The 21,594-nt window shown below is 72.0% G+C and carries 19 protein-coding genes; 11 read left to right on the top strand and 8 right to left on the bottom strand.

Annotated elements, in window-relative coordinates:
- Positions 1-5: 5 nt before the first annotated feature.
- The gene (locus tag ABD844_RS29865) at positions 6-1,349 is read right to left on the bottom strand and encodes an aldehyde dehydrogenase family protein (RefSeq protein WP_344885421.1); all 1,344 of its coding nucleotides are present in this window, start codon (positions 1,347-1,349) and stop codon (positions 6-8) included.
- A gap of 9 nt (positions 1,350-1,358) precedes the next feature.
- Complete coding sequence (locus ABD844_RS29860) at positions 1,359-2,729, bottom strand: glutamine synthetase family protein (protein ID WP_344885417.1); 1,371 nt, start codon at positions 2,727-2,729, stop codon at positions 1,359-1,361.
- Between the two features lie 124 nt (positions 2,730-2,853).
- Here ABD844_RS29860 and ABD844_RS29855 point away from each other — a divergent pair, with 124 nt between their 5' ends.
- The 3 genes from ABD844_RS29855 to ABD844_RS29845 all read left to right on the top strand — a co-directional run bounded on the left by ABD844_RS29855 (position 2,854) and on the right by ABD844_RS29845 (position 5,153).
- Positions 2,854-3,558, top strand: a complete 705-nt coding sequence (locus ABD844_RS29855) for a FadR/GntR family transcriptional regulator (RefSeq protein ID WP_344885604.1) — start codon at positions 2,854-2,856, stop codon at positions 3,556-3,558.
- Positions 3,559-3,622: 64 nt separating this feature from the next.
- Positions 3,623-4,375: a hypothetical protein gene (locus ABD844_RS29850; RefSeq protein WP_344885414.1), complete on the top strand. Its 753-nt coding sequence runs from the start codon at positions 3,623-3,625 to the stop codon at positions 4,373-4,375.
- Between the two features lie 82 nt (positions 4,376-4,457).
- Positions 4,458-5,153 (top strand): hypothetical protein, encoded by a 696-nt coding sequence (locus tag ABD844_RS29845; protein ID WP_344885411.1) that lies wholly within the window; start codon positions 4,458-4,460, stop codon positions 5,151-5,153.
- A gap of 19 nt (positions 5,154-5,172) precedes the next feature.
- Here ABD844_RS29845 and ABD844_RS29840 read toward each other — a convergent pair whose 3' ends face one another.
- The 3 genes from ABD844_RS29840 to ABD844_RS29830 all read right to left on the bottom strand — a co-directional run bounded on the left by ABD844_RS29840 (position 5,173) and on the right by ABD844_RS29830 (position 9,347).
- On the bottom strand, positions 5,173-6,609 hold the full coding sequence (locus ABD844_RS29840; RefSeq protein WP_344885408.1) for a nickel/cobalt transporter: 1,437 nt from the start codon (positions 6,607-6,609) through the stop codon (positions 5,173-5,175).
- Complete coding sequence (locus ABD844_RS29835; protein WP_344885405.1) at positions 6,606-7,805, bottom strand: tetratricopeptide repeat protein; 1,200 nt, start codon at positions 7,803-7,805, stop codon at positions 6,606-6,608. The genes ABD844_RS29840 and ABD844_RS29835 overlap by 4 nt, the downstream gene beginning before the upstream one ends.
- 165 nt (positions 7,806-7,970) lie before the next feature.
- Positions 7,971-9,347 carry a DUF4331 domain-containing protein gene (locus ABD844_RS29830; RefSeq protein WP_344885402.1) on the bottom strand — a complete coding sequence of 459 codons (1,377 nt, stop codon included), beginning with the start codon at positions 9,345-9,347 and terminating at the stop codon, positions 7,971-7,973.
- Positions 9,348-9,573: 226 nt separating this feature from the next.
- On the opposite strand from ABD844_RS29830, the gene ABD844_RS29825 reads away from it, so the two are divergent.
- The 3 genes from ABD844_RS29825 to ABD844_RS29815 all read left to right on the top strand — a co-directional run bounded on the left by ABD844_RS29825 (position 9,574) and on the right by ABD844_RS29815 (position 13,969).
- Entirely contained in the window at positions 9,574-11,280 is a 1,707-nt protein-coding gene (locus ABD844_RS29825; RefSeq protein WP_344885399.1) for an ABC transporter ATP-binding protein, read from the top strand.
- Positions 11,281-11,415: 135 nt separating this feature from the next.
- Positions 11,416-13,065 carry a urocanate hydratase gene (gene hutU, locus ABD844_RS29820; RefSeq protein ID WP_344885396.1) on the top strand — a complete coding sequence of 550 codons (1,650 nt, stop codon included), beginning with the start codon at positions 11,416-11,418 and terminating at the stop codon, positions 13,063-13,065.
- A gap of 58 nt (positions 13,066-13,123) precedes the next feature.
- Complete coding sequence (locus ABD844_RS29815; RefSeq protein WP_344885393.1) at positions 13,124-13,969, top strand: MurR/RpiR family transcriptional regulator; 846 nt, start codon at positions 13,124-13,126, stop codon at positions 13,967-13,969.
- Here the strand turns inward: ABD844_RS29815 and ABD844_RS29810 are convergent.
- Genes ABD844_RS29810 through ABD844_RS29800 form a run of 3 tightly spaced genes read right to left on the bottom strand, consistent with a single transcriptional unit; the run spans position 13,949 to position 15,920 of the window.
- Complete coding sequence (locus ABD844_RS29810) at positions 13,949-14,698, bottom strand: ABC transporter permease (protein WP_344885390.1); 750 nt, start codon at positions 14,696-14,698, stop codon at positions 13,949-13,951. The genes ABD844_RS29815 and ABD844_RS29810 overlap by 21 nt on opposite strands.
- Complete coding sequence (locus tag ABD844_RS29805) at positions 14,695-15,648, bottom strand: ATP-binding cassette domain-containing protein (protein WP_344885388.1); 954 nt, start codon at positions 15,646-15,648, stop codon at positions 14,695-14,697. The genes ABD844_RS29810 and ABD844_RS29805 overlap by 4 nt, the downstream gene beginning before the upstream one ends.
- A 17-nt stretch (positions 15,649-15,665) precedes the next feature.
- Complete coding sequence (locus tag ABD844_RS29800; protein ID WP_344885385.1) at positions 15,666-15,920, bottom strand: hypothetical protein; 255 nt, start codon at positions 15,918-15,920, stop codon at positions 15,666-15,668.
- Positions 15,921-15,967: 47 nt separating this feature from the next.
- Between ABD844_RS29800 and ABD844_RS29795 the strand changes: the two genes are divergently transcribed.
- The 5 genes from ABD844_RS29795 to ABD844_RS29775 all read left to right on the top strand — a co-directional run bounded on the left by ABD844_RS29795 (position 15,968) and on the right by ABD844_RS29775 (position 21,497).
- Positions 15,968-16,654 (top strand): SDR family oxidoreductase, encoded by a 687-nt coding sequence (locus tag ABD844_RS29795; RefSeq protein WP_344885382.1) that lies wholly within the window; start codon positions 15,968-15,970, stop codon positions 16,652-16,654.
- A gap of 32 nt (positions 16,655-16,686) precedes the next feature.
- Positions 16,687-17,901, top strand: coding sequence for an allantoate amidohydrolase (locus ABD844_RS29790; protein ID WP_344885379.1), 1,215 nt, complete (start codon positions 16,687-16,689; stop codon positions 17,899-17,901).
- A complete protein-coding gene (locus ABD844_RS29785; protein WP_344885376.1) occupies positions 17,892-19,214 on the top strand; it encodes a formimidoylglutamate deiminase in 1,323 nt (440 codons plus the stop codon). The genes ABD844_RS29790 and ABD844_RS29785 overlap by 10 nt, the downstream gene beginning before the upstream one ends.
- Before the next feature lie 89 nt (positions 19,215-19,303).
- Complete coding sequence (gene hutI / locus ABD844_RS29780; protein ID WP_344885373.1) at positions 19,304-20,449, top strand: imidazolonepropionase; 1,146 nt, start codon at positions 19,304-19,306, stop codon at positions 20,447-20,449.
- 106 nt (positions 20,450-20,555) lie between these two features.
- The gene (locus ABD844_RS29775; protein WP_344885371.1) at positions 20,556-21,497 is read left to right on the top strand and encodes a sigma-70 family RNA polymerase sigma factor; all 942 of its coding nucleotides are present in this window, start codon (positions 20,556-20,558) and stop codon (positions 21,495-21,497) included.
- Positions 21,498-21,594 lie beyond the last annotated feature (97 nt).

Below are 21,594 nucleotides of genomic sequence, written 5' to 3'. Positions count from 1 at the left end.
GTCGTTCACTCCGTCGAAATGAAAACGTTCTTGGTCTCCGTGAACGCCGCGAGGGCGTCCGGGCCGAGTTCTCTGCCGAGGCCGGACTGCTTGAAGCCGCCGAACGGGGTCCAGTAGCGCACCGAGGAGTGGGAGTTGACCGACAGGGCGCCCGACTCGACGGCCCTGGCCACGCGCAGCGCCCGCCCGACGTCGCGGGTCCAGATCGAGCCGCTCAGCCCGTACGGGGTGTCGTTGGCGATGCGTACGGCCTCGGCCTCGTCCTCGAACCGGGCCACCGACACCACCGGGCCGAAGATCTCCTCGGTGAACGCCCGGTCGGTGACCCCCGAGGTCAGCACGGTCGGCGGGAACCAGTAGCCCTTGCCCTGCGGGCAGGATCCGCGCAGGTAGGGGGTGCCCTCGACGAAGCCCTGGACGCGTCCGAGGTGCTCGGCGCTGATCAGCGGGCCCATCTCGGTGGACTCGTCGAGGGGGTCGCCGACCTTGACGCCCAGCACGGCGGGGGTGAGCAGGGCCATGAACTCGTCGTACACGGAGGACTGGACGAGGATCCTGGAGCGGGCGCAGCAGTCCTGGCCCGCGTTGTCGAAGACGGCGTACGGCGCGGTCCGCGCCGCCTTCTCGAGGTCGGAGTCGGCGAACACGATGTTCGCGGACTTGCCGCCCAGCTCCAGGGTGATCCGCTTGACCTGCCGCGCCGCCTTGGCGGCGATCTCCTTGCCCACCTCGGTCGAGCCGGTGAACACGATCTTGGCCACGTCCGGATGCTCGACCAGCCGGGCGCCCGCGACCTCCCCCGCCCCGGGCAGGACCTGGAGCACACCCTCGGGGATGCCCGCCGCCAGGGCCAGCTCGGCCAGCCTCAGCGCGGTCAGCGGGGTCCATTCGGCCGGCTTGACGATCACCGTGTTGCCGGCCGCCAGCGCGGGGGCGACGCCCCACGACATGATCAGCATGGGGAAGTTCCACGGCACGATGACCCCGACCACGCCCAGAGGCTCCTGGAACGTGAGGTCCACGCCGCCCGGCACCGGGATCTGCCTGCCGTGGTTGCGCTCGGGGGCTCCGGCGTAGAAGTGCAGCACGTCGCGTACGGTGCCGGCCTCCCAGCGCGCGCTGCCGATCGGGTGGCCGGCGTTGGCCAGCTCAAGACCGGCCAGCTCCGCGCCGTGCTCGCCCACCAGGTCCGCGAACCGGCGCAGCAGCCGCGCCCGGTCTCCGGGTGACACCTCGCGCCAGGTCGCGTACGCCTTCCTGGCACGCTCCACCGCCCGATCGACCTCGGCCGGGTCGGCCAGCTCGACGTCGGCCAGCACCGCTTCCGTCGCCGGATTAACGATCTTCATTCGCACTCGTCACATTCGCTCGAAACCACGGAACAACTCCCAGTCCGTCACCGCCGCGTCGTACGCCGTCAGCTCCACCCGCGCGTTGTTCGCATAGTGCCCGACCACGTCCTCCCCGAACGCCTCGCGGGCCGCCTTCGACCCCTCGAACAGGGCCAGCGCGTCCCGCAACGTCACCGGCACGGTCTCGGCCCCCGAGGCGTAGGCGTTGCCCGCGTACGGGTCCTCCAGCGGCAACCCGGCGTCGATGCCGTGCAGCCCGGCCGCCACCAGCGCCGCCACCGCCAGGTACGGGTTCACGTCGCCGCCCGGCACCCGGTTCTCCACGCGCAGCGAGTGGCCGTGGCCGACGAGGCGCAGCGCGCACGTACGGTTGTCCACCCCCCACTTGACGGCCGTGGGCGCGAAGCTGCCCGGCACGTAACGCTTGTAGGAGTTGATGTTGGGGGCGTAGAGGAGGGTCAGCTCCCGCATGAGGGCGAGCTGCCCGGCGATGAAGTGCGCGCCGAGCGGCGAGAGCCCGTACTGTTCCTCGCCCGCCATCACCGGGTCGCCGTCGACGCCGCGCAGCGAGATGTGGATGTGGCAGGAGTTGCCCTCGCGCTGGTTCGGCTTGGCCATGAACGTGATCGACCTGGCCTCCTGGGCGGCGATCTCCTTGGCGCCGGTCTTGTAGATGACGTGGTTGTCGCAGGTCCTGAGCGCCTCGTCGTAGCGGAAGGCGATCTCGTGCTGGCCGAGGTTGCACTCGCCCTTGGCCGACTCGACGTAGAGCCCGGCGCCCTCCATCTCGCGCCTGATCCGGCGCAGCAGCGGCTCGACGCGGGCCGTGCCCAGCAGCGAGTAGTCCACGTTGTAGAGGTTGGCCGGGGTCAGGTCGCGGTAGGCGCGCCTCCAGGCGTCCTCGTAGCTGTCGTCGTAGACCACGAACTCCAGCTCCGTGCCCACGTACGCGGCCAGCCCCCGCTCGGCCAGGCGGGCGAGCTGCCTGCGCAGGATCTGGCGGGGCGAGGCGGTCACGTCGTCGCCGTGCTCCCAGGCCAGGTCGGCCATCAGCAGCGCCGTGCCCTCGTGCCAGGGCACCCGACGCAGCGTCGTGAGGTCGGGCCGCATCACGAAGTCGCCGTAGCCCCGTTCCCAGGACGACATCGCGTAGCCGGGGACGGTGTTCATGTCCACGTCGACCGCCAGCAGGTAGTTGCAGCCCTCGGAGCCGTGGTGCAGCACCTCGTCCAGGAAATAGCGCGCCGACAGCCGCTTGCCCTGCAGCCTGCCCTGCATGTCGGCGATCGCGAGGAGCACGGTGTCGATCCGCCCGGCCGCGATCTCGTCGCGCAGCTCGCCCACGGACAGGAACCCGGTGCTCGCTCGATCGTCCACGCTGTGTCGCTCCGATCTGGCCTGACGCGCTTTCCCGTTGATTGGGCTAGTCTCAGACCATTGATGTGTATGCCGGGATCGCTTGTCAAGACCTGAGGACACGTTGGACGAGTCGGCGCGTTGGATGACGGTGCTGCGCCCGGTCAGGGCCGGCAACGCCTTCGAGGAGACCGTGGAACGGCTGCTCCAGGCGATCAAGCTGGGCGTGGTCCCGCCCGGCGGCAAGCTTCCACCGGAGCGCGAGCTCGCCGCCCAGCTCGGCATCAGCAGGGTGACCCTGCGCGAGGCCATCAGGGCGCTGTCGGACGAGGGCTATCTCGACGTGCGCAGGGGCCGCTACGGAGGGGCGTTCGTCACGTACGCGCCGCCCGAGCCCGACGCCGGAGACCTGCGTCAGGCGGTCAACGAGATGGGCATGGCCGAGCTGACGGACGCGCTGACGTTCCGGCTGGCCGTGGAGTGCGGCGCGGCCCAGGTCCTGGCCGCCACCACGCTCACCGAGGACCAGCGGGAGGTGCTGCGCCGCCGGCTCGCCGAGCTGAACCAGGCCGGGCTCGACGACTACCGCCGCCTCGACACCGCCTTCCACCTGTCCATCGCGGAGCTGACCGGCTCCACCCTGCTCGCCACGACCTGCGCCGACGCCCGCTCCCGGGTCAGCGACCTGCTGAACGCGATCCCCATGCTCCAGGTCAACCTCGACCACGCCGCCGTGCAGCACCGGGCCATCGTGGAGGCCATACTGTCCGGAGACCAGGACGCGGCCAGGCGGGCCGTGGCCGAGCACCTGGAGGGCACGGCGGCGTTGCTGCGGGCGTTCCTGTCCTGAGGTTCCCCTGACGGGGCACGCGGCCCGTAACGGGCGGGCGGCTCGTACCATCGAAGCCAGGCTCATGGGGAACTGGTTCCAGCACAGCATCGTCGCCACGGGACGGCTTCCGCTGTTCTGCTACTTCGTCATGCTCATCGTGGCCTTCATCGCCACCCGCATCAACGTCCGCCTGATCAGGGCGAAGGTCGGCTGGTTCCGCAACGTCAACGTGGGGGAGATGCACATCCACCACGTGGTGTTCGGCGTGGTGCTGATGCTGGTCGGCGGCGTCGCGCTCATCGTCTCGCCCGGCTCGCAGGTCAGCACGGCCGTCGCGGCCTCGGTGTTCGGCGTCGGCTCGGCGCTGGTGCTGGACGAGTTCGCGCTGATCCTGCACCTGCACGACGTCTACTGGGAGGAGGAGGGGCGCACCTCCGTCGACGCGGTCTTCATCGCGATCGCCGTGAGCGGCCTGCTCCTCATCGGCCTGCGCCCCCTCACCTGGGACTACGGCACCCCGGTCAATCCGGCCGCGCTGATCGGGGTCAACCTGGTGCTCGCCGTCGTCACCCTGCTGAAGGGCAAGATCTGGACGGGCATGGCAGGGCTGTTCCTGCCGCCCATGCTGGTGGTGGGGGCCGTACGGCTGGCGCGGCCGGGCTCCCCGTGGGCCCGCTGGTTCTTCGCCGGGCGCTCCCCGCGCAAGCTGGCCAGGGCCGTCCATCGGGAGGAGCGGTGGCGGCGGCCGGTGATCAAGGTGAAGATCGCGTTCCAGGAGTTCCTCTCCGGGCGTCACGACCTGCCCTCCACGCGGCGTGCGCGGCGGCGTACCTGAGGTCGGGCATCGCTTGAGGTGTGGCACCTCCCCCGTGTCGGCATACTTGAGGCGTGGCATCTCCGCGGGAGATCATCGGCTGATGGGCTTTCCTCCGCCGCTCCAGGAGCGGGTGCTGCGCGTGCTCGCGCCCGTCTGCGAGCCCTACGGGCTGGCTCTGGCGGGATGGCACGCGTTCGGGGCGCACGGCGTGGCCGTCCGGCCGGGCGACGGTCTCGACCTCGTCGCCGCCTCGGAGATCCCGCTGGCGCTCGTGGCGCGAGGGGTCGCCGGAGCGTTCCCGGCCGACGGGCTGGAGGCGACGATCGCCGAGGTCACGCGGCGAACGGGGCGGGTGGTGGTCAAGGACCCCGTCACCGGCCAGACCTGCGCGTGCGGCCTGCACCGCGAGGCCCTCCAGGTCCCCCCGATCACCTGGGGCTCGCTGAAGGTGGTCGGCCTCGACGACGCCGTCGGGCTGCGGATGCGCGCCCTGCACGAAGGCGGCCTGGCCGGAGACCTCATCGACGTCGCCGCCGTCGCCCACCTCTACTCCTACCGGGCACTCGAACGCCTCGGCGCCGCGCACCACGACGGCTTCTCGGTGCACGAGCTGCTCGTGCGGCTGGAGTTCGCCGATCTCATGGGGCCGGAGAGCTTCGAGGCCCACGGCCTGGACGAGGAGCGGATCAAGGAGCTCCGCCGGTTCACCCGGGACTGGGTGGCGGACATCAAGCTGCGGCGGGCCGACGACGGCGACGCCGACCACGACTCTCCCGACGTGCCGGAGATCGACTAGGAGCCCGGTCGCCGCCCGGCTAGAGTGCCGCGACCGAGCGCAGGGCCAGGCCCGTGCCCAGGAGGACGATCATGGCGGCCGTTCCCACCGGGGCCAGGCCCGAGAGCCTCACGGCCAGGCGGCGGCCGGCCGAGGCGCGTCGTTCCAGTCGGTCCACGAGCCTGACCAGGAGCAGTCCGGTCACCGTGAGGGTGGCGGCCATGCCGACCCCGTACGCGGTCACCAGCGCCACCCCGAACCACGTACGGCCCAGGGCGATCGCGCCGAGCAGCACGATCAGGGCCGAAGGGCTGGGGACGAGGCCGCCCGCCACACCGAGCCCGATCAGCCCCGACCGCCTCGCGGGCCGATCTCCGTGCCCGTGTCCGTGCCCATGCCCGTGTTCGTGGGGGTGGCCGTGGCGGGCGTTCAGGAGGAGGCGCAGGCCGATGGCGGCGATGAGCGCGCCGCTGGCCACCCCCAGCCAGGCCAGCACCGACTCCCCGGCCAGCGCCGTGAACACCGTCAGCAGCAACCCCACCACCAGCACCCCGGCCGTGTGCGTGGCGGTCACCGTCGCGCCCACCACCAGGGCGTCACGCGGACGTCCGCGCCGCCCCGCCAGGTACGCCGCCATGACGGTCTTGCCATGCCCAGGGATCAGCGCGTGCCCGGCCCCGAGCACCACGGCCAGCCCCACCGCCAGCAGCCCGAGCGGCACCGTGAGCGACTCCGAGCCGATCAGCCCGGCGAACGTGCGGTCCAGCGCGGCCAGCGCGTCCCCGACCGGGCCGCCGACGCCGATGCCGCCAGGAACGGCGCCGCCCTGAGCGCCACCCTGCGTGCCGCCCGAGAGGGCACCGGTGCCGGAGACGGTGCCGGAGATGGTGCCGGAGACGGTGAAGGTGGCGGTGCGTTGGTCGAGCGGGTCCGAGAGGAGGTCGTCGGGGTAGGCCCGCAGCTCCCGGCTGACGCTCGTCGCGGGCGCCGAGGAGGCGGTCAGGCCCACCCCGTCCCCGGCCACGGTGATCTCGCGCCAGCCGATCCTGTCCTGCTCGAACCCGTCGGTGAAGGTCACGGCCCCCGAGGCGCGGACTTCGGCCACGAGACGGCAGGACAGGCGGCTGGTCCGCAGGCCCCCCTCGCCGGGGGAGTAGGTGAGGGCGGAGCCGGTCACCCGCCACGGCACCGCCGCACCGGCCACCTCCAGCCGCTGGGCGGCGGCCAGGGCGGCGCAGCGGCGGGCCGCGTACGTGGCGTCCGCCTCCGGCCGTTCCTGCAGGGTGGGCAGCTCGGCCAGGTCAACGACGGCGAGATTGCGCACGTCGGAGGCCGAGACGCGCAGGCCGTTGTAGTGGTTGACGGTGAAGTTGCCCAGCGGATGGGCGGCGGCGGGGGTGGCCAGGAGGACGCCCGCGCACAGCGTCAGCAGCAGCCCCGTCGCCACGGACAGCAGACCGAGCGGGACCGCTCTCATGAGAACCTCGCCAGCGCGGACAGAGCCGGGTCGAATCCGGGGTCCACCCGCGCGGGGCGTCCCAGGGCCCGCTCGATCCTGGCGCGGTGGTAGGAGAGCAGCGGGTTGCGCCAGCCGGTGGCGGTGGCCTCCTTCGCGTACGGCAGCGCCTCGCCCGGCCTGCCCGCCCTGAACAGCGCCCAGGCCAGGGCGTCGGCGGCGACGAGGTTGGGGTTGCGGGCGTATTCGGCCCGCGCGTGCCGTACGGCCTGCGCCGGGTCGCCGTGGTCGGCCTCGAACTCGGCCCACGTCAGGTCGTCGCGCACGCCCGCGGCCTGGAAGAGCCGGCGCTGGGCCCTGAGCAGCGTCCAGTCGGGGCGCCCGCCCGCCTTGATGCGGGTCTCACCCTGTTCGATGAGGTACTGCGGGAGGGGGAGGCGCTCGACGACCTGGTCGTACAGGTCGAGCGCCTCGGTGAGGCGGCCGTCGAGTGCCGCCGCCCTGGCCTGCCCGGCGAGCGCGGGCGTGTACGCGGGATACGCCTGCAGCGCCTTGGCGTACCAGCCGGTCGCCGTCTTCAGGTCGCCGGAGTGCAGGGCCAGCTCGCCCAGGTAGTAGCGGGCGTAGGCGAGGTCGGCAGGCAGCCAGGCGTCGTCGTGGGCGAGTTCGAGGTACCTGCGGGCCCCGTCGCGGTCGCCGCGCAGTTCGGCGGCGTACGAGGCGCGGGAGAAGGCCGCCACGCCGGGACGCAGATCCATCATCCTGTCCACGGCGCTCTGGGCCCCGCGCAGGTCGCCGAGCTGGATCCGGGCGTCGGCCAGTACGCCGTACGCCGCGGCCCCGTACGGGTTGGCGTCGATGGCGCGTTCGGCCAGCCGGGCGGCCTCGGCGAACTCGTGGCGGCCCGCAGCCAGGGCAGCCTGGCCGGTCAGGACGGCGTCGTCGCGGTCGTTCAGCCCGGCGGCCGTGGCGAGCGCGTCCTCCGCCTTGGCGTAGTACGACGGGTCGCCGGTGATCCGGGCCTGGTCGACGTACTGGGAGGCGAGCTGGGCCCAGCCGCGGTAGTCGCCGGGCAGGCGCTTGAGCCGCTCTTGCAGGGTCTCGCGGCGGGCCGCGTACGCCGTCGGCTCGGGTGCGGGCGCGGCGGAGAAGGAGAGGATGGTGAAGATCGTCGCCCCGACGAGGGCGAGACCGGCGAGTGTCGCGAAGGCACGCATGTCCATGGCTCCAGAGCGGGTGTGCGGGCCGGCCGGCCGCGACGGGGACACGGCCGGCCGGCCCTTTTCCGGTGGCGGCGGGCCATGGGAGACGGTGGTCCGCCGCCGGGTGGACCGGCCGGATCGGAGAGGGAGCCGGTCGGTCAGGAGGGTGCGAGCGCCGAGCTAGCGCTGGTTCACCGCGACGTCGCTCGGCAGCGGGATGTACGGGAACGTCCTGAGCGCGGGCTTGTCGTTGCCGTCCACCTTGTCCGTCAGCCCCGGGACGAGCTTGCCGGTCAGCGCGGCACCGGCCACGGCCTGCAGCGCGATGTCCACCACGTCGTCGCCGAGCCGGCGGCCGTTCGGGAAGCCCTGGAGATCCCCGCCGAGCACGCCGAGCCGGTTGGGGTCCTTGGCGGGCGGGATCGACATGTTCAGCCGCAGCATCTCCGAGGGGCGCAGCTTGCCCGCGTCCTTGTTGAGCACCTGTGAGTTCAGGTCGGCCTTGATGGGGCCGTTCCGCTTGGCCAGGCCGGTCAGGAAGATCTCGACCAGGTCGGTACGCGGGGTCGCGGGCGCCTTGATGCCGTAGACGGTCTGCAGCAGCCTGGCCACCTCGGGGTCGGTGACCCGGTTGACCAGGGCCTTGACGTCGGCGTCCATCGACGGGTCCAGCGCGTTGAAGGCGTCCTTCAGCCCGGCGGGCGCCACGACCTCGTTCACCAGCGGGTTGCACAGGCGGGAGACCTGCACGTACGAGCGACCGTCGAACTTGTCGGTGGTGGAGCAGACGCCGATCACCGGGTTGCGCCTGGGGTCGCCCTTGAGCGCCACCTCGGACTGCGGGACCTGGAGCGCCACGGTGTTGACGTTGTAGCCCTTGGCGGTGTCCTGGCCGACCTCGGACAGGTCGCCGCCGTACAGCAGGTCGAAGACCCGCAGGTCGAGGAAGAACGCCTCGTCCGACTGCCCGGCGAACGACCTGCCGCCGCCCGGCAGGCCCTTGATCGCCTGGTTGCGCAGGGTCGCGTAGTCGGGCATGGAGGCGCGGCCGACGTGGCTGGGCGCGACGATGCCGTCGTCGACCAGCGTCCTGGTGCCGCCAGGGGTGATCCGCTTGAGCGTGTAGCGCTGGCGGAAGAGCAGGTTGGGGTCGTCCAGCGAGGTGACGGGCCCGTTGTTGTAGAGGAACGTGGTCGTGCCGCGCTTGTCCTCGTTGCGGAACGTCCACTGGTAGGTGATGTCCGTCTTGGCGTCACCGTTGTTGTCGATCTTGATGTTGTACCGGGACTTCGTGGCGAACGGGTAGAAGTTCGGGCCGCCGTGGGGCTCCTCGAAGGGGATCCAGTTGGCCAGCAGGGTCACGGTGCCGGCTTTGTCGGGGCTCACGAACGCGTACAGGTCCGTGTTGTCGTGCTGCGGGTCACCCGCGATCATCGGGGCCTCGCGGTGCGAGGAGGCGGTGCCGGAGTCGGTACGGAGCACGGCCAACGACGACGCGGCGACCGCTGCGGCGAGGCCAAGTCCGACCAGAGCGCGCCGGTTGATCCGGAGCTCCATGTTCGGTCCTTTCGAAGGGCTGATCGTGACGTACGAGGTTCCGGCCGGGTTCCTCGACGCCCTATTCGTCCCTCGGCCCTCCGTGGATGTCGGCTCCTCCTTGAGGATGAGGGTCAACCAAAGTTGACATACTTAGGTCGTCAATTTAAGTTGACCCTGTCTCGGGGGTGCCGACCGCGTGCTCCCGTTCGTTGGCGAAACCAGAAATGTCGTGAAAGGAGATGTGGTGGTCAAGGAGCTGCTCGCCTACATCCGCCCGCACCGGAAGATCCTCGTCGTCGGCGGATTACTGAGCTTGATCGGCTCGGCGGCGGGCCTCGCGATGCCGCTGCTGGCCAAGTACGTGGTGGACGCCTTCGGCCAGGACCGGTCGATGGCCGGGCCGTTGCTGTGGCTGACCGTGGCGGTGCTGGTCGGCGCGGTCGTCTCGGCCGGGGGAAGCTACCTCATGGAGCGCACGGGCGAGGGCATCGTGCTGAGCGCCCGGCGCAAGCTGGTGGACCGCATGCTGCGCCTCAGGGTCGCCGACGTGGACCGGCTCAAGCCCGGCGACCTGTTGTCGCGGGTGACCGGTGACACGACGCTGCTGCGGGCCGTGCTGACGAACGGCATCGTGGAGTCGGTCAGCGCGGCGTTCATGCTGGTCGGGGCGATCGTCATGATGGCGGCCATGGACGGCGTGCTGCTGCTGGTCACGCTGCTCATCGTGGTGCTCATCGGCGGGCTGGTCGCGTTGATCATGCCGAAGATCCAGCGGGCCCAGACGCACGCCCAGGAGGCCGTGGGCGAGATGGGGGCCGTGCTGGACCGGGCGTTGCAGGCGTACCGGACGGTCAAGGCCAGCGGCGCGGAGGAGCGGGAGATCGCCGTGGTCGGCGAGGCCGCCGTGCGCGCCCGCGACCGCGGCCTGCAGGTCGCGGGATGGACGTCGCTCGCGGGGGTGGCGACGTGGATGGCCGTGCAGATCGCGTTCGTGGCCGTGCTGGCGGTGGGCGGCGCCCGGGTGGCCTCGGGCACGCTGGACGTGTCGTCGCTGATCGCGTTCCTGCTCTACCTGTTCTACCTCGTGCCGCCGATCGGCCAGCTCGTCCAGGGCGGGGTGCAGTTGCAGCAGGGCCTGGCGGCGATGAAGCGGATCAAGGAGATCGAGAACCTGCCCGCCGAGCCCGCCGACGCCGTGACGCCCGCGGACGGCCCGCCCATCGGCCTGACCTTCATGGACGTGGCCTTCCGCTACGGCGACGACCGGCCGACCGTGCACGACGGCGTGAGCTTCGAGGTGCCGCCGGGCGGCCTGACCGCGCTGGTCGGGCCCTCGGGTGCGGGCAAGTCCACGGTGTTCGGGCTGCTCGAACGCTTCTACGACCACCAGGACGGCCTGATCGCGATCGACGGCCGGGACATCCGCGAGTGGCCGCTGGGCGAGCTGCGCGCCGCCCTCGGCTACGTCGAGCAGGACGCCCCCGTGCTGGCCGGCACGCTCAGGGAGAACCTGCTCTTCGCCGCCCAGAACGCCACGGAGGAGGAGCTGCGCCGGGCGATCGCGCGTACCAGGCTCGACGACCTGGTGGACCGGCTGCCCGACGGGCTGGAGACGGCGGTCGGCCACCGCGGGGTGCTGCTGTCGGGCGGCGAGCGGCAGCGCGTGGCCATCGCCAGGGCGCTGCTGCGCAGGCCCAGGCTGCTGCTGCTCGACGAGGCCACCTCGCAGCTCGACGCGGTCAACGAGCTGCGGCTGCGCGAGGTCATCGCCGAGGTCGCGACGGAGACCACGGTGCTGGTCATCGCGCACCGCCTGTCCACGGTGACCAACGCCGACCGGATCGTGGTCATGGAGGGCGGCCGCGTACGGGCTGTGGGCACGCACGACGAACTCGTCGGCGGGGACGAGCTGTACCGCGAGCTGGCGGCCACCCAGTTCCTGGTCAGTTGACGCCGTTCCGGCCGAGGCCGTGTCCTGCGGCGGATCGACGGCATCGTCGTCGGGAAGGGCGCCTTCCACTGCGGCTGACGGTCGCGTAGCGGGTTAGTCTCTTCGTGAATGGTTTCATTCACGAAGGGACCACCCATGAGCCGGATTGTCCGCGCCCCACGAGGCACCACGATCACCGCGAAGGGCTGGCCGCAGGAGGCCGCGCTGCGCATGCTCCAGAACAACCTCGACCCCGAGGTCGCCGAGCATCCGGAACAACTGGTGGTCTACGGGGGGTCCGGCAGGGCGGCACGCGACTGGCCCTCGTTCGACGCGCTGGTCAGGACGCTGACCACGCTGGAGGGCGACGAGACCCTGCTGGTGCAGTCGGGGCGGCCGGTCGGCGTGTTCCGTACGCACGAGTGGGCGCCCCGGGTGCTGATCGCCAACTCCAACCTCGTCCCCGACTGGGCCACGTGGGAGGAGTTCCGGCGGCTGGAGGCGGCCGGGCTCACCATGTACGGCCAGATGACGGCCGGGTCGTGGATCTACATCGGCACGCAGGGCATCCTGCAGGGCACCTACGAGACGTTCGCCGCCGTGGCCGCCAAGCGCTTCGGCGGTTCGCTGGCCGGGACGATCACCCTCACGGCCGGGCTCGGCGGCATGGGCGGCGCCCAGCCCCTGGCCGTCACCATGAACGGCGGCGTGGCCATCTGCATCGACTGCGACCCGCGCTCGGTGGCCCGCCGCATCGAGCACCGCTATCTCGACGTCGAGGCGGCCTCGCTGGACGAGGCGCTGCGCCTGGCCTACGAGGCTCGCGACGCCCGCAGGCCGCTGTCGATCGGAGTCGTCGCCAACGCCGCCGAGGCCCTGCCCGACCTGCTGGCCCGCGGCGCGGAGATCGACATCGTCACCGACCAGACCTCGGCCCACGACCCGCTGATGTACTTGCCGCTCGGCCTGGCCTTCGACGACATGGCCGCGGAGCGCGACAAGGACCCGGCCGGGTTCACCGAGCGGGCCCGCGCGTCGATGGCGCGGCACGTCGAGGCCATGGTCGGCTTCCAGGACGCCGGGGCCGAGGTGTTCGACTACGGCAACTCCATCAGGGGCGAGGCCAAGCTGGCCGGTTACGGCCGGGCCTTCGACTTCCCCGGGTTCGTGCCCGCCTACATCAGGCCGCTGTTCTGCGCGGGCAAGGGCCCGTTCCGGTGGGCCGCCCTGTCGGGCGACCCGGCCGACATCGCCGCCACCGACCGCGCGATCCTGGAGCTGTTCCCCGACAACGAGCCCCTCGCCCGCTGGATCCGCAAGGCCGGGGAGAAGGTGCACTTCCAGGGCCTGCCCGCGCGCATCTGCTGGCTGGGCTACGGTGAGCGGAACGTGGCGGGCGAGCGGTTCAACGACATGGTGGCCTCCGGCGAGCTGCAGGCGCCCGTCGTGATCGGGCGCGACCACCTCGACAGCGGCTCGGTCGCCTCCCCCTACCGCGAGACCGAGGCCATGGCCGACGGCTCCGACGCGATCGCCGACTGGCCGCTGCTCAACGCGATGCTCAACACCGCCTCCGGCGCCGCCTGGGTGTCCATCCACCACGGCGGCGGGGTCGGCATCGGCCGCTCCATCCACGCCGGGCAGGTGACGGTGGCCGACGGCACCCCGCTGGCCGCCGAGAAGCTCGCCCGCGTGCTCACCAACGACCCGGGCACCGGGGTCATGCGGCACGTGGACGCGGGCTACGAGGAGGCCGCGGAAGTGGCCGCCGACAAGGGGGTGCGCATCCCGATGCGGGAGAGCTGATCAGATTCGGCACCCGTGCGCGGGATGAGAATGGCGGGTCGACGGCGTTGGAGGTGGCGTGGCGGACGGATATCACGATGGCTACCACCTGGGGCTCGACGTGCTGCTGGACGGCCGGAGGCTGTCACCCGTACAGCGCAGGATCGCGCACTATCTCAGCGAGCATCTGGACGAGGCGATCTTCCTGTCCAGTGTGGAGCTGGCAGAACGGGCCGGGGTCAGCCAGCCCTCGGTGACCAGGTTCGCCATGGTGCTGGGCTTCGCGGGCTATCCGGAGCTGAAGCAGGCGCTGCGGCCGCTGGTGCTCGGCGGCGGCGTCGAGGCGCCGCGGGAGAGCCTGCTGCGCGGGGCCATCGACTGCGAGATCCGCAACCTCGCGCTGGTCAGAGAGCGGCTGGCGGCGTTCCCGCTCAAGGAGCTGGGTGAGCAGCTCGCCGCGACCGAGCCGCTGCCCGTGCTGGGGCTGCGCGTCTCGTGCGGGCTGGCCACCACCTTCGCCTACTACGCCCGCCGCATCCACCCCGACGTGCGGCTGCTCACCCACGGCGGCTCCGAGCTGGCCGACGGGCTGCACGCGGCCCGCCGGGCCGGCGCCGAGTGGGTGGTGGCCGTCGTGCTGCCGCGCTATCCGGCGGAGGCCCTGCAGGCCCTCGACTACGCGGGGAAGCTGGGCCTGCGGGTGGCCGCCATCACCGACAGCGCCGGCTTCCCCGCCGACGTGGTGCTGGACGCGCCCGTCGGCGACCGGCTGGTGTTCGACTCGCACGCGGCGCCGCTGGCGCTGGCCATGGCCCTGGTGGAGGCCATGGCCGACGCGGTGCCGCTGCGCACCCGGGCCAGGCTCGACGAGTACGAGCGCATGGCCGAGGAGACCGGCACCTTCCTACCCGGCGATGTGGCGTAGTGACCGCATCGACCACAGGGTGGTGAGCACCGCCAGCACCGCGAACACCCCGAACGCGATCGGGATCGCCGGGTCGCCCAGCCGCCCGGCGAACAACGCCCGCCCGGCCTCGACGGCGTGGTAGAGCGGGTTGACCGGGGCCAGGAACTTCATCCAGTCGGGCGCGAACGAGATGGGCACGAACAACCCGGCCAGCAGCATGATCGGCAGCATGAAGAGGTTGAGCGTCTGCGACATGCCGTTCTCGTCGCGCACGGTCAGCGCCAGTCCCTGTGACAGCCCCGAGGCGAACAACCCGGTCGCCGCCATCAGCAGCAGCACCAGCAGCAGCTCCACGACGCCGATCCGCACACCCATGACGGCGGCCACGATCAGCACCAGCACGGCCTGGAGGACCAGGACGACCATGTCCTTGGCCACCCGGCCGAGCACGATGGCCGGTCGCCAGGCGGGGCTGACGGCGTACCGCTCGAGTGAGCCGTTGCGCAGCTCGGCGATCAGCCCGAACCCGGAGAACAGCGACCCGAAGACCGCGATCATCATCATGGCCGCCGGGGTGAACATGCGCAGCGCGTCGACGGTCGTGCCGCCCGGCGTCATGGTCTTGAGCAGCGGGGCGAACATCAGCAGGTACAGCACCGGCTGCATGATGCCGAACAGCGGCCAGATCGGGTTGCTGAACGACTTGCGCAGCTCGTAGCCGGTGAACAGAACGGTGTGGCGGATCATGCGGCGGCTCCTGAGTCGCGCAGGGTACGGCCGGTCTTGGCCAGGAAGACGTCGTCGAGGGTGGACCGGTCGAGCGCGATCGAGCTGAGCCCGAGGCCCTGCTCCTCCAGCGCCCGCAGCAGCACGGGCAGCGTGTGCTCGCCGTCGTCGGCGTAGACGCGCAGCAGGTCGTCGTCGACGCGGACCTCGCGGGCCAGCGGCCCGAGCGTCTCGACGGCCCGTTCGGGATCGTCGACCCTGAGCGAGATCACGTCGCCGGAGACCTCGCGCTTGAGCGCGGCAGGGGTGCCCTCGGCGACCACCAGGCCGTGATCGACGATCATCAGCCGGTCGCACAGCGCGTCGGCCTCGTCGAGGTAGTGGGTGCTGAGCAGGACGCTCGTGCCCGACTCGCGCAACTGCCTGATGCGCTCCCACAGGTTGGCGCGGTTCTGCGGGTCGAGGCCGGTGGTGGGCTCGTCGAGGAAGAGCAGCGGCGGGGTGTGCACCAGCCCGATCGCGATGGCCACGCGCCGCTTCTGGCCGCCGGAGAGCGTACGGCCCGGGCGGTCGGCCATCTCGGTCAGCTCGAACCGTTCGAGCACCTCGGACGTGGCCCGCCTCGGGTCGGCCATCGCGTGGATCTTGGCGGCCATCATGATCTGGGCGCGGGCGCTGGTGGTGTCCTCGACCCCGCCGGCCTGGCTCACGTAGCCGAGGCTGCGCCGGATCGCGGCGGGCTCCTTGCGCAGGTCGTGGCCCGCGATGGTGGCCGTGCCCGCGTCGGGGGCGATGAGCGTGGACAACATCCTGATCGTGGTGGTCTTGCCGGCGCCGTTGGGCCCGAGCACGCCGAAGATCTCGCCCTTCTTCACCTCGAGGTCGACGCCGCGTACGGCCTCGACGGTCTGGGTGCCCTTCCTGCTCTTGGTGGTGAACGTCTTCCGCAGGCCATGCGCCTGAATGATCATTGGGGGGGTCAGCTCCTTCATGGCAACTGGTCGGCCTCGACCCGGGGTATCGCCCGCTCCACCCAGTCGAGCTGGGCCTGGAACATGGCCCGCTGCAGGCCGAGGTTCTCCTTGACGTGCTGGGGAGCCCCGTGGGCGTGCTTGACGCCGGTCAGGTGCCCCATGGTCTCGACGTACATCTTGAGCTGGGCCATCCTGCCATGCAGAGCGGCCGATATCTGCTGTTTTTCCAGGCGGTCCATGAAGGTCATCGCCACCTGGAACGGGTCCACGATCGGCTCGAATTCGCGTATCCGTCAACCTCAATAAGCTGCCTCCCATGACTGAACGAGCGCAGGCGCTGGTCACAGGTGCGTCCAAGGGCGTCGGCGAGGCCGTGGCACGGGCCCTGGCACCCACCCACGACGTCATCCTCGGTGGTCGTGACAAGGAGGCGCTGGCCGCGCTGGCGGCCGAGCTGCCCGGCGCGCGGGCCTGGCCGGTGGAGCTGACCCAGGTCTCGGCGGCCGACGTCGCGGGCGTCGAGCGGCTCGACGTCCTCGTGCACAGCGCCGGGGTCGCCACCCTCGGCCCGATCGCCGACCAGGGCGCCGACGTGTGGCGGCGCACGATGGAGATCAACGTCGTCGCCGTCGCCGAGCTGACCAGGCTGCTGCTGCCCGCGCTCAGGCGGGCCGAGGGCCACGTGGTCTGCGTCAACTCCGGCGCCGGGCTGCGCGCGAACCCCGAGTGGGCCTCCTACGCGGCCAGCAAGTTCGCGCTCAGGGCGTTCGCCGACGCGCTGCGGCTGGAGGAGCCCGCGCTCAGGGTCACCACCGTCTATCCCGGCCGGATCGCCACCGACATGCAGCGGGGAGTGCGGGCCCACGAGGGCGGGGAGTTCGAGCCGGAGAAGTACCTGCGGCCGGAGACCGTGGCGCGGGCGTTGCTGGCCGCCGTCACCGCCGGGCCCGACGCCCACCTCCCCGAGCTGACCGTCCGCCCCAGAGGAGGCCCCGTCAACTGAGGTGAATGGATTCATTCACTACAGTTGGCTCCATGCTTGAACCACTCGCGCACATCGGACGAGATCCTAAGACCGGCGGATACCTGAGGGACTCGTGGTCGGACGCCGACCTGGAGCTGCGCGAGTGGTTCGCGGGCGAGGCCGCGCGCCGGGGCCTCGACCTGCGGGAAGACCGCAACGGCAACCTGTGGGCGTGGTGGGGCGCCCCGTCGCCCGAGCGTCCCGGCGTGGTGACCGGCAGCCACCTCGACTCCGTACGCCAGGGCGGCGCGTACGACGGGCCGCTCGGCGTCGTGTCGGCCTTCGCCGCGCTCGACCTCCTGAGAGGCCGGGCCGTGACGCCGTCCGTCCCGGTGGGCGTGGTGTGCTTCGCCGACGAGGAGGGCGCCAGGTTCGGCGTGCCCTGCATGGGCTCGCGGCTGCTGACCGGGGTGCTCTCGCCCGAGCGGGCGCTCGGGCTTACCGACGACGACGGCGGCACGCTGGCCGAGGCCATGCGGCGGGCCGGGCGCCGGCCGGAGCGGGCCGGGCGTGACGACGAGACCCTGGCCGACGTCGGCACGTTCGTGGAGCTGCACGTCGAGCAGGGGCGCGGGCTCGTGACCGAGGGCAGGCCCGTGGGCGTGGCCGCCGCGATCTGGCCCCACGGGCGGTGGCGGTTCGACTTCCGCGGGCGGGCCGACCACGCGGGCACGACCGGGCTGGCCGACCGCGACGACCCGATGCTGCCGTTCGCCCGCATGGTGCTGGCCGCGCGGGAGGCCGCGCAGCGCCGCGGGGTGGTGGCCACGGTGGGCAAGGTACGCGTCTCGCCCGGCAACGCCAACGCCATCCCCGGCCTGGTCTCGGCCTGGCTGGACGCGCGCGGCGCGGACGAGAGCGAGGTGCGGGGGCTGGTGGCCGACCTCGCCCAGGCAGTCGGCGCGGACGAACCGGGCGCGGGGCCGGGGCCGGGGCCGGGCGGGGTGGACGTGCGGGAGGAGTCGTGGACCCCGGTCGTCGACTTCGACGTGGCGCTCAGAGACCGGCTGGCCAGGGTGGCGGGGGGCGACACGCCCGCGCCGATCCTGCCCACGGGCGCCGGGCACGACGCCGGGATCCTGGCCGCGGCGGGGGTCCCGAGCGCCATGCTGTTCGTCAGGAACCCCACCGGCGTGTCCCATTCCCCCGACGAGCACGCCGAGCGGGCAGACTGCGAGGCGGGAGTCGTGGCACTCGCGGACGTGCTGGAGGATCTGTGTCGCTGACCTACTGGTGCGAGCGGGCCTGGCTGCCCGACGGGGTCGCCGACGACGTGCTCGTCGAAGTCGACGGCACCAGGATCACGAGGGTCGAGCAGGGTCCGCCCGGCTCGGCGGAACGCCTGTCGGGGCTGACGATCCCCGGCCTGGCCAACGCCCACTCCCACGCCTTCCACCGCGCCCTGCGCGGCGCGACGCAGGAGGGCAAGGGCGACTTCTGGACCTGGCGCGAGCGCATGTACGAGGTGGCCGCCCGGCTCGACCCCGCCTCCTACCAGCGGCTGGCCACGGCGGTCTACGCCGAGATGGCGCTGGCAGGGGTGACCTGCGTGGGCGAGTTCCACTACCTGCACCACGACGAGGGCGGGCGGCCCTACACCGATCCCAACGCGATGGGCCACGCCCTCGTCCGCGCCGCCCGTACGGCCGGGCTGCGCATCACGCTGCTCGACACCTGCTACGTGTCCGGCGGCGTCGGCGCCCCGCTGACCGGCGTGCAACTGCGGTTCAGCGACGGCGACGCCGAACGCTGGGCGGCCAGGGCCGAACGGCTGGCGGCCGAGTACGAAGGGCAGCCCGACGTCGAGATCGGCGCGGCCATCCACTCCGTACGCGCGGTGCCGCCCGAGCAGATGCCCGTCGTGGCCGACTTCTCCCACCGGCACGCGGCGCCCCTCCACATGCACGTCTCCGAGCAGCGGGCCGAGAACACGGCCTGCGTGGAGCAGTACGCGGCCACGCCCGTCCAGGTCCTGCACGAACGCGGGGCCCTGGGGCCGCGCTCGACCGCCGTGCACGCCACCCACCTGACCGACGTGGACATCGAGCTGCTGGGGCAGTCGGGCACGTACATGTGCGTGTGCCCCACCACGGAACGCGACCTCGCCGACGGCATCGGCCCGACGCGGGCGGCCTTCGAGCGGGGCGCGCAGATCACGCTGGGCTCCGACAGTCACGCCGTGATCGACCTGTTCGAGGAGGCCAGGGCGGTGGAGCTGCACGAGAGGCTGGCCACCGAGCGACGCGGCCACTGGCCGGCCGCCGACCTGCTCGCCGCCGCCGCGGGCGCGGGCCACGCCTCGCTCGGCTTCCCCGACGCGGGCCTGCTGGTGCCCGGCGCCTGGGCCGACCTGGTGTCGATCCGGCTCGACTCGGTGCGTACGGCGGGCACGCCCGGACTGGAGGCGGTCGTGTTCGCGGCCACGGCGGCCGACGTGCACTCCGTCGTGTCCGGCGGCCGCCGGATCGTCACGGACGGAAGGCACGTGCTCGGCGACATCGGCCCCCTGCTGGCCGAGACGATAGCCGACCTGCGATGACGGCCCAACGGACGACAGCACAGCGATGACAGCACAGCGATGACAACCGGGTGGGGCGGCGCGTGCCGCGTGTTGACGGGAGACCTTTGGTGACCACGACGTTGATCGACGGAATCGGCCTGCTCTACACCGGCGACCCCGAGCGCGAGGAGATCCCCGACGCCGCGCTCCTCATCGAGGACGGCCTGGTCGCCTGGACCGGCCCCGCCGCCCAGGCCCCCGACGCCGACGAACGGGTGGACGCCGCCGGTCGGGCCGTCATCCCCGGCTTCGTCGACAGCCACGCCCACCTGGTCTTCGCCGGTGACCGGACGGCCGAGTTCCAGGCCCGCATGTCCGGCGAGCCGTACACGGGGGGCGGCATCAGGACCACGGTCGCCGCCACCCGCCGGGCGAGCGAGGCGGAGCTGGCCACCCGCGCCCGCGCCCTGGTGACGGAGATGCTGGCCCAGGGCACGACCACCGTGGAGATCAAGAGCGGTTACGGCCTGTCCGTCGAGCACGAGCGGCGCTCGCTGGAGATCGCCACCGGTCTGACCGACGAGACCACCTTCCTGGGGGCGCACGTGGTGCCGGCGGACATGGACGCCGACTCCTACGTCCGGCTGGTGGCCGGGGAGATGCTGGAGGCGTGCGCGCCGTACGCGAAGTGGGTGGACGTGTTCTGCGAGCGGGGCGCGTTCGACGGCGACCAGACGCGGGAGATCCTCGCCGCCGGACTCAAGGCCGGGCTCGGGGTGCGGGTGCACGCCAACCAGCTCACCGAGGGGCCGGGCGTGCGCATCGCGTGCGAGCTGGGCGCGGCCTCGGCCGACCACTGCACGCACCTCACGCCGGGCGACGTGGAGGCGCTCTCCTCCTCGGGGACGGTGGCCACGCTCCTGCCGGGGGCCGAGTTCTCCACGCGCTCGCCGTACCCCGACGCGCGGGGGCTCATCGACGCAGGGGTGACCGTGGCGCTGGCGACCGACTGCAACCCGGGGTCGTCGTTCACGTCGTCGATGGCGTTCTGCGTGGCGCTGGCCGTACGGGAGATGCGGATGACGCCGCTGGAGGCGGTCAGGGCGGCGACGTACGGAGGGGCGCGCGCACTGCGGCGTACGGACGTAGGCTGGCTGCGGCGCGGAGCCCGCGCCGACCTCGTCGTCCTCGACGCCCCCTCTTATGTACACCTTGCCTACCGGCCCGGCGTCCCCCTCGTTCACCAGGTGTTTCACGGCGGGCTCCTCCTTTAGGAGGACATCCAGAACCATCCCGCAGGCGTAGTGCTTTAGGGAATCTTTGCATCTGGCCGGACGTTGGCCGGGTATAGAACGCATCTGCGGAACGAGGTGCCTGGGGATGGCAAGGCCTACGGGGAGTCGCACGCAGGAGCAGCACATCGCTGACCGCGATCTGCTGGGGACATATCTGGCCGAGATCGGCCGGGTCCCACTGCTCACGGCGGAGGAAGAGGTTGAGCTCGCCAAGCGGATAGAGGCGGGGCTCTTCGCCGAGCAGCTCCTCGACAGCGGGGGCTCGGAGCCGCGCATCGGGGACGCGGCCGACGAGGAACTGGAGCGGCTGGCCATTTCCGGCCAGCGGGCCAAGGAGGAGTTCATTCAGGCCAACCTGCGCCTTGTGGTGGCGGTGGCCAGGAAATATTCGGGTCGGGGGATGCCGCTGATCGACCTGGTCCAGGAGGGGAACCTGGGCCTGGTGCGCGCGGTGGAGAAGTTCGACTACCGGCGGGGGTACAAGTTCTCGACGTACGCGACGTGGTGGATCAGGCAGTCCGTGGGGCGGGCCATCCACGAGCAGGCGCGTCCGGTGCGGCTGCCCACGCACGCGGGGGAGCAGATGACCCGGCTGATGCGGGTCCGTCGTGACATGCTGGCGGAGTTCGACGCCGAGCCGACCGACGACGATCTCGCCGGGATCCTCGACCTGCCGATCGAGCGGGTCCGCGAGCTGCGGCGCTGGGCGTCCGACCCGGTCTCGCTGCAGCTCGGCGTGGGCGACGAGGACGAGACCGAGCTGGGCGACATGATCGCCGACGAGACGTGGGCCGACCCCGAGCAGCAGGCCATCGACATCCTGGAGCGGGAGCGGCTCGACCAGTGGCTCACCGGTCTGGAGGGGCCGACCAGCGAGATGCTGCGGTGGCGTTACGGGCTGGTCGACGGGCGCGAGCACACGCTGACCGAGGTGGGCGAGCGCTACGGCATCGGCCGTGACCGCGCCCGGCGCATCGAGCGCGACGCCCTGGCCCGCCTGCGCAAGATGGCCACGGCGGCCGCCTGACACCTGCGACGCCGACGGGGGCGCCGGACACCTGATCCGGCGCCCCCGTCGGCGTGTTCCGAAGACCCCACGCACGCCGCCTCTGTCCGGCGTCGGA

Origin of the sequence: Nonomuraea antimicrobica (genome assembly GCF_039536965.1) — a bacterium.
Taxonomy (GTDB): domain Bacteria; phylum Actinomycetota; class Actinomycetes; order Streptosporangiales; family Streptosporangiaceae; genus Nonomuraea; species Nonomuraea antimicrobica.
This window is presented reverse-complemented; position numbering and strand designations above follow the sequence as displayed.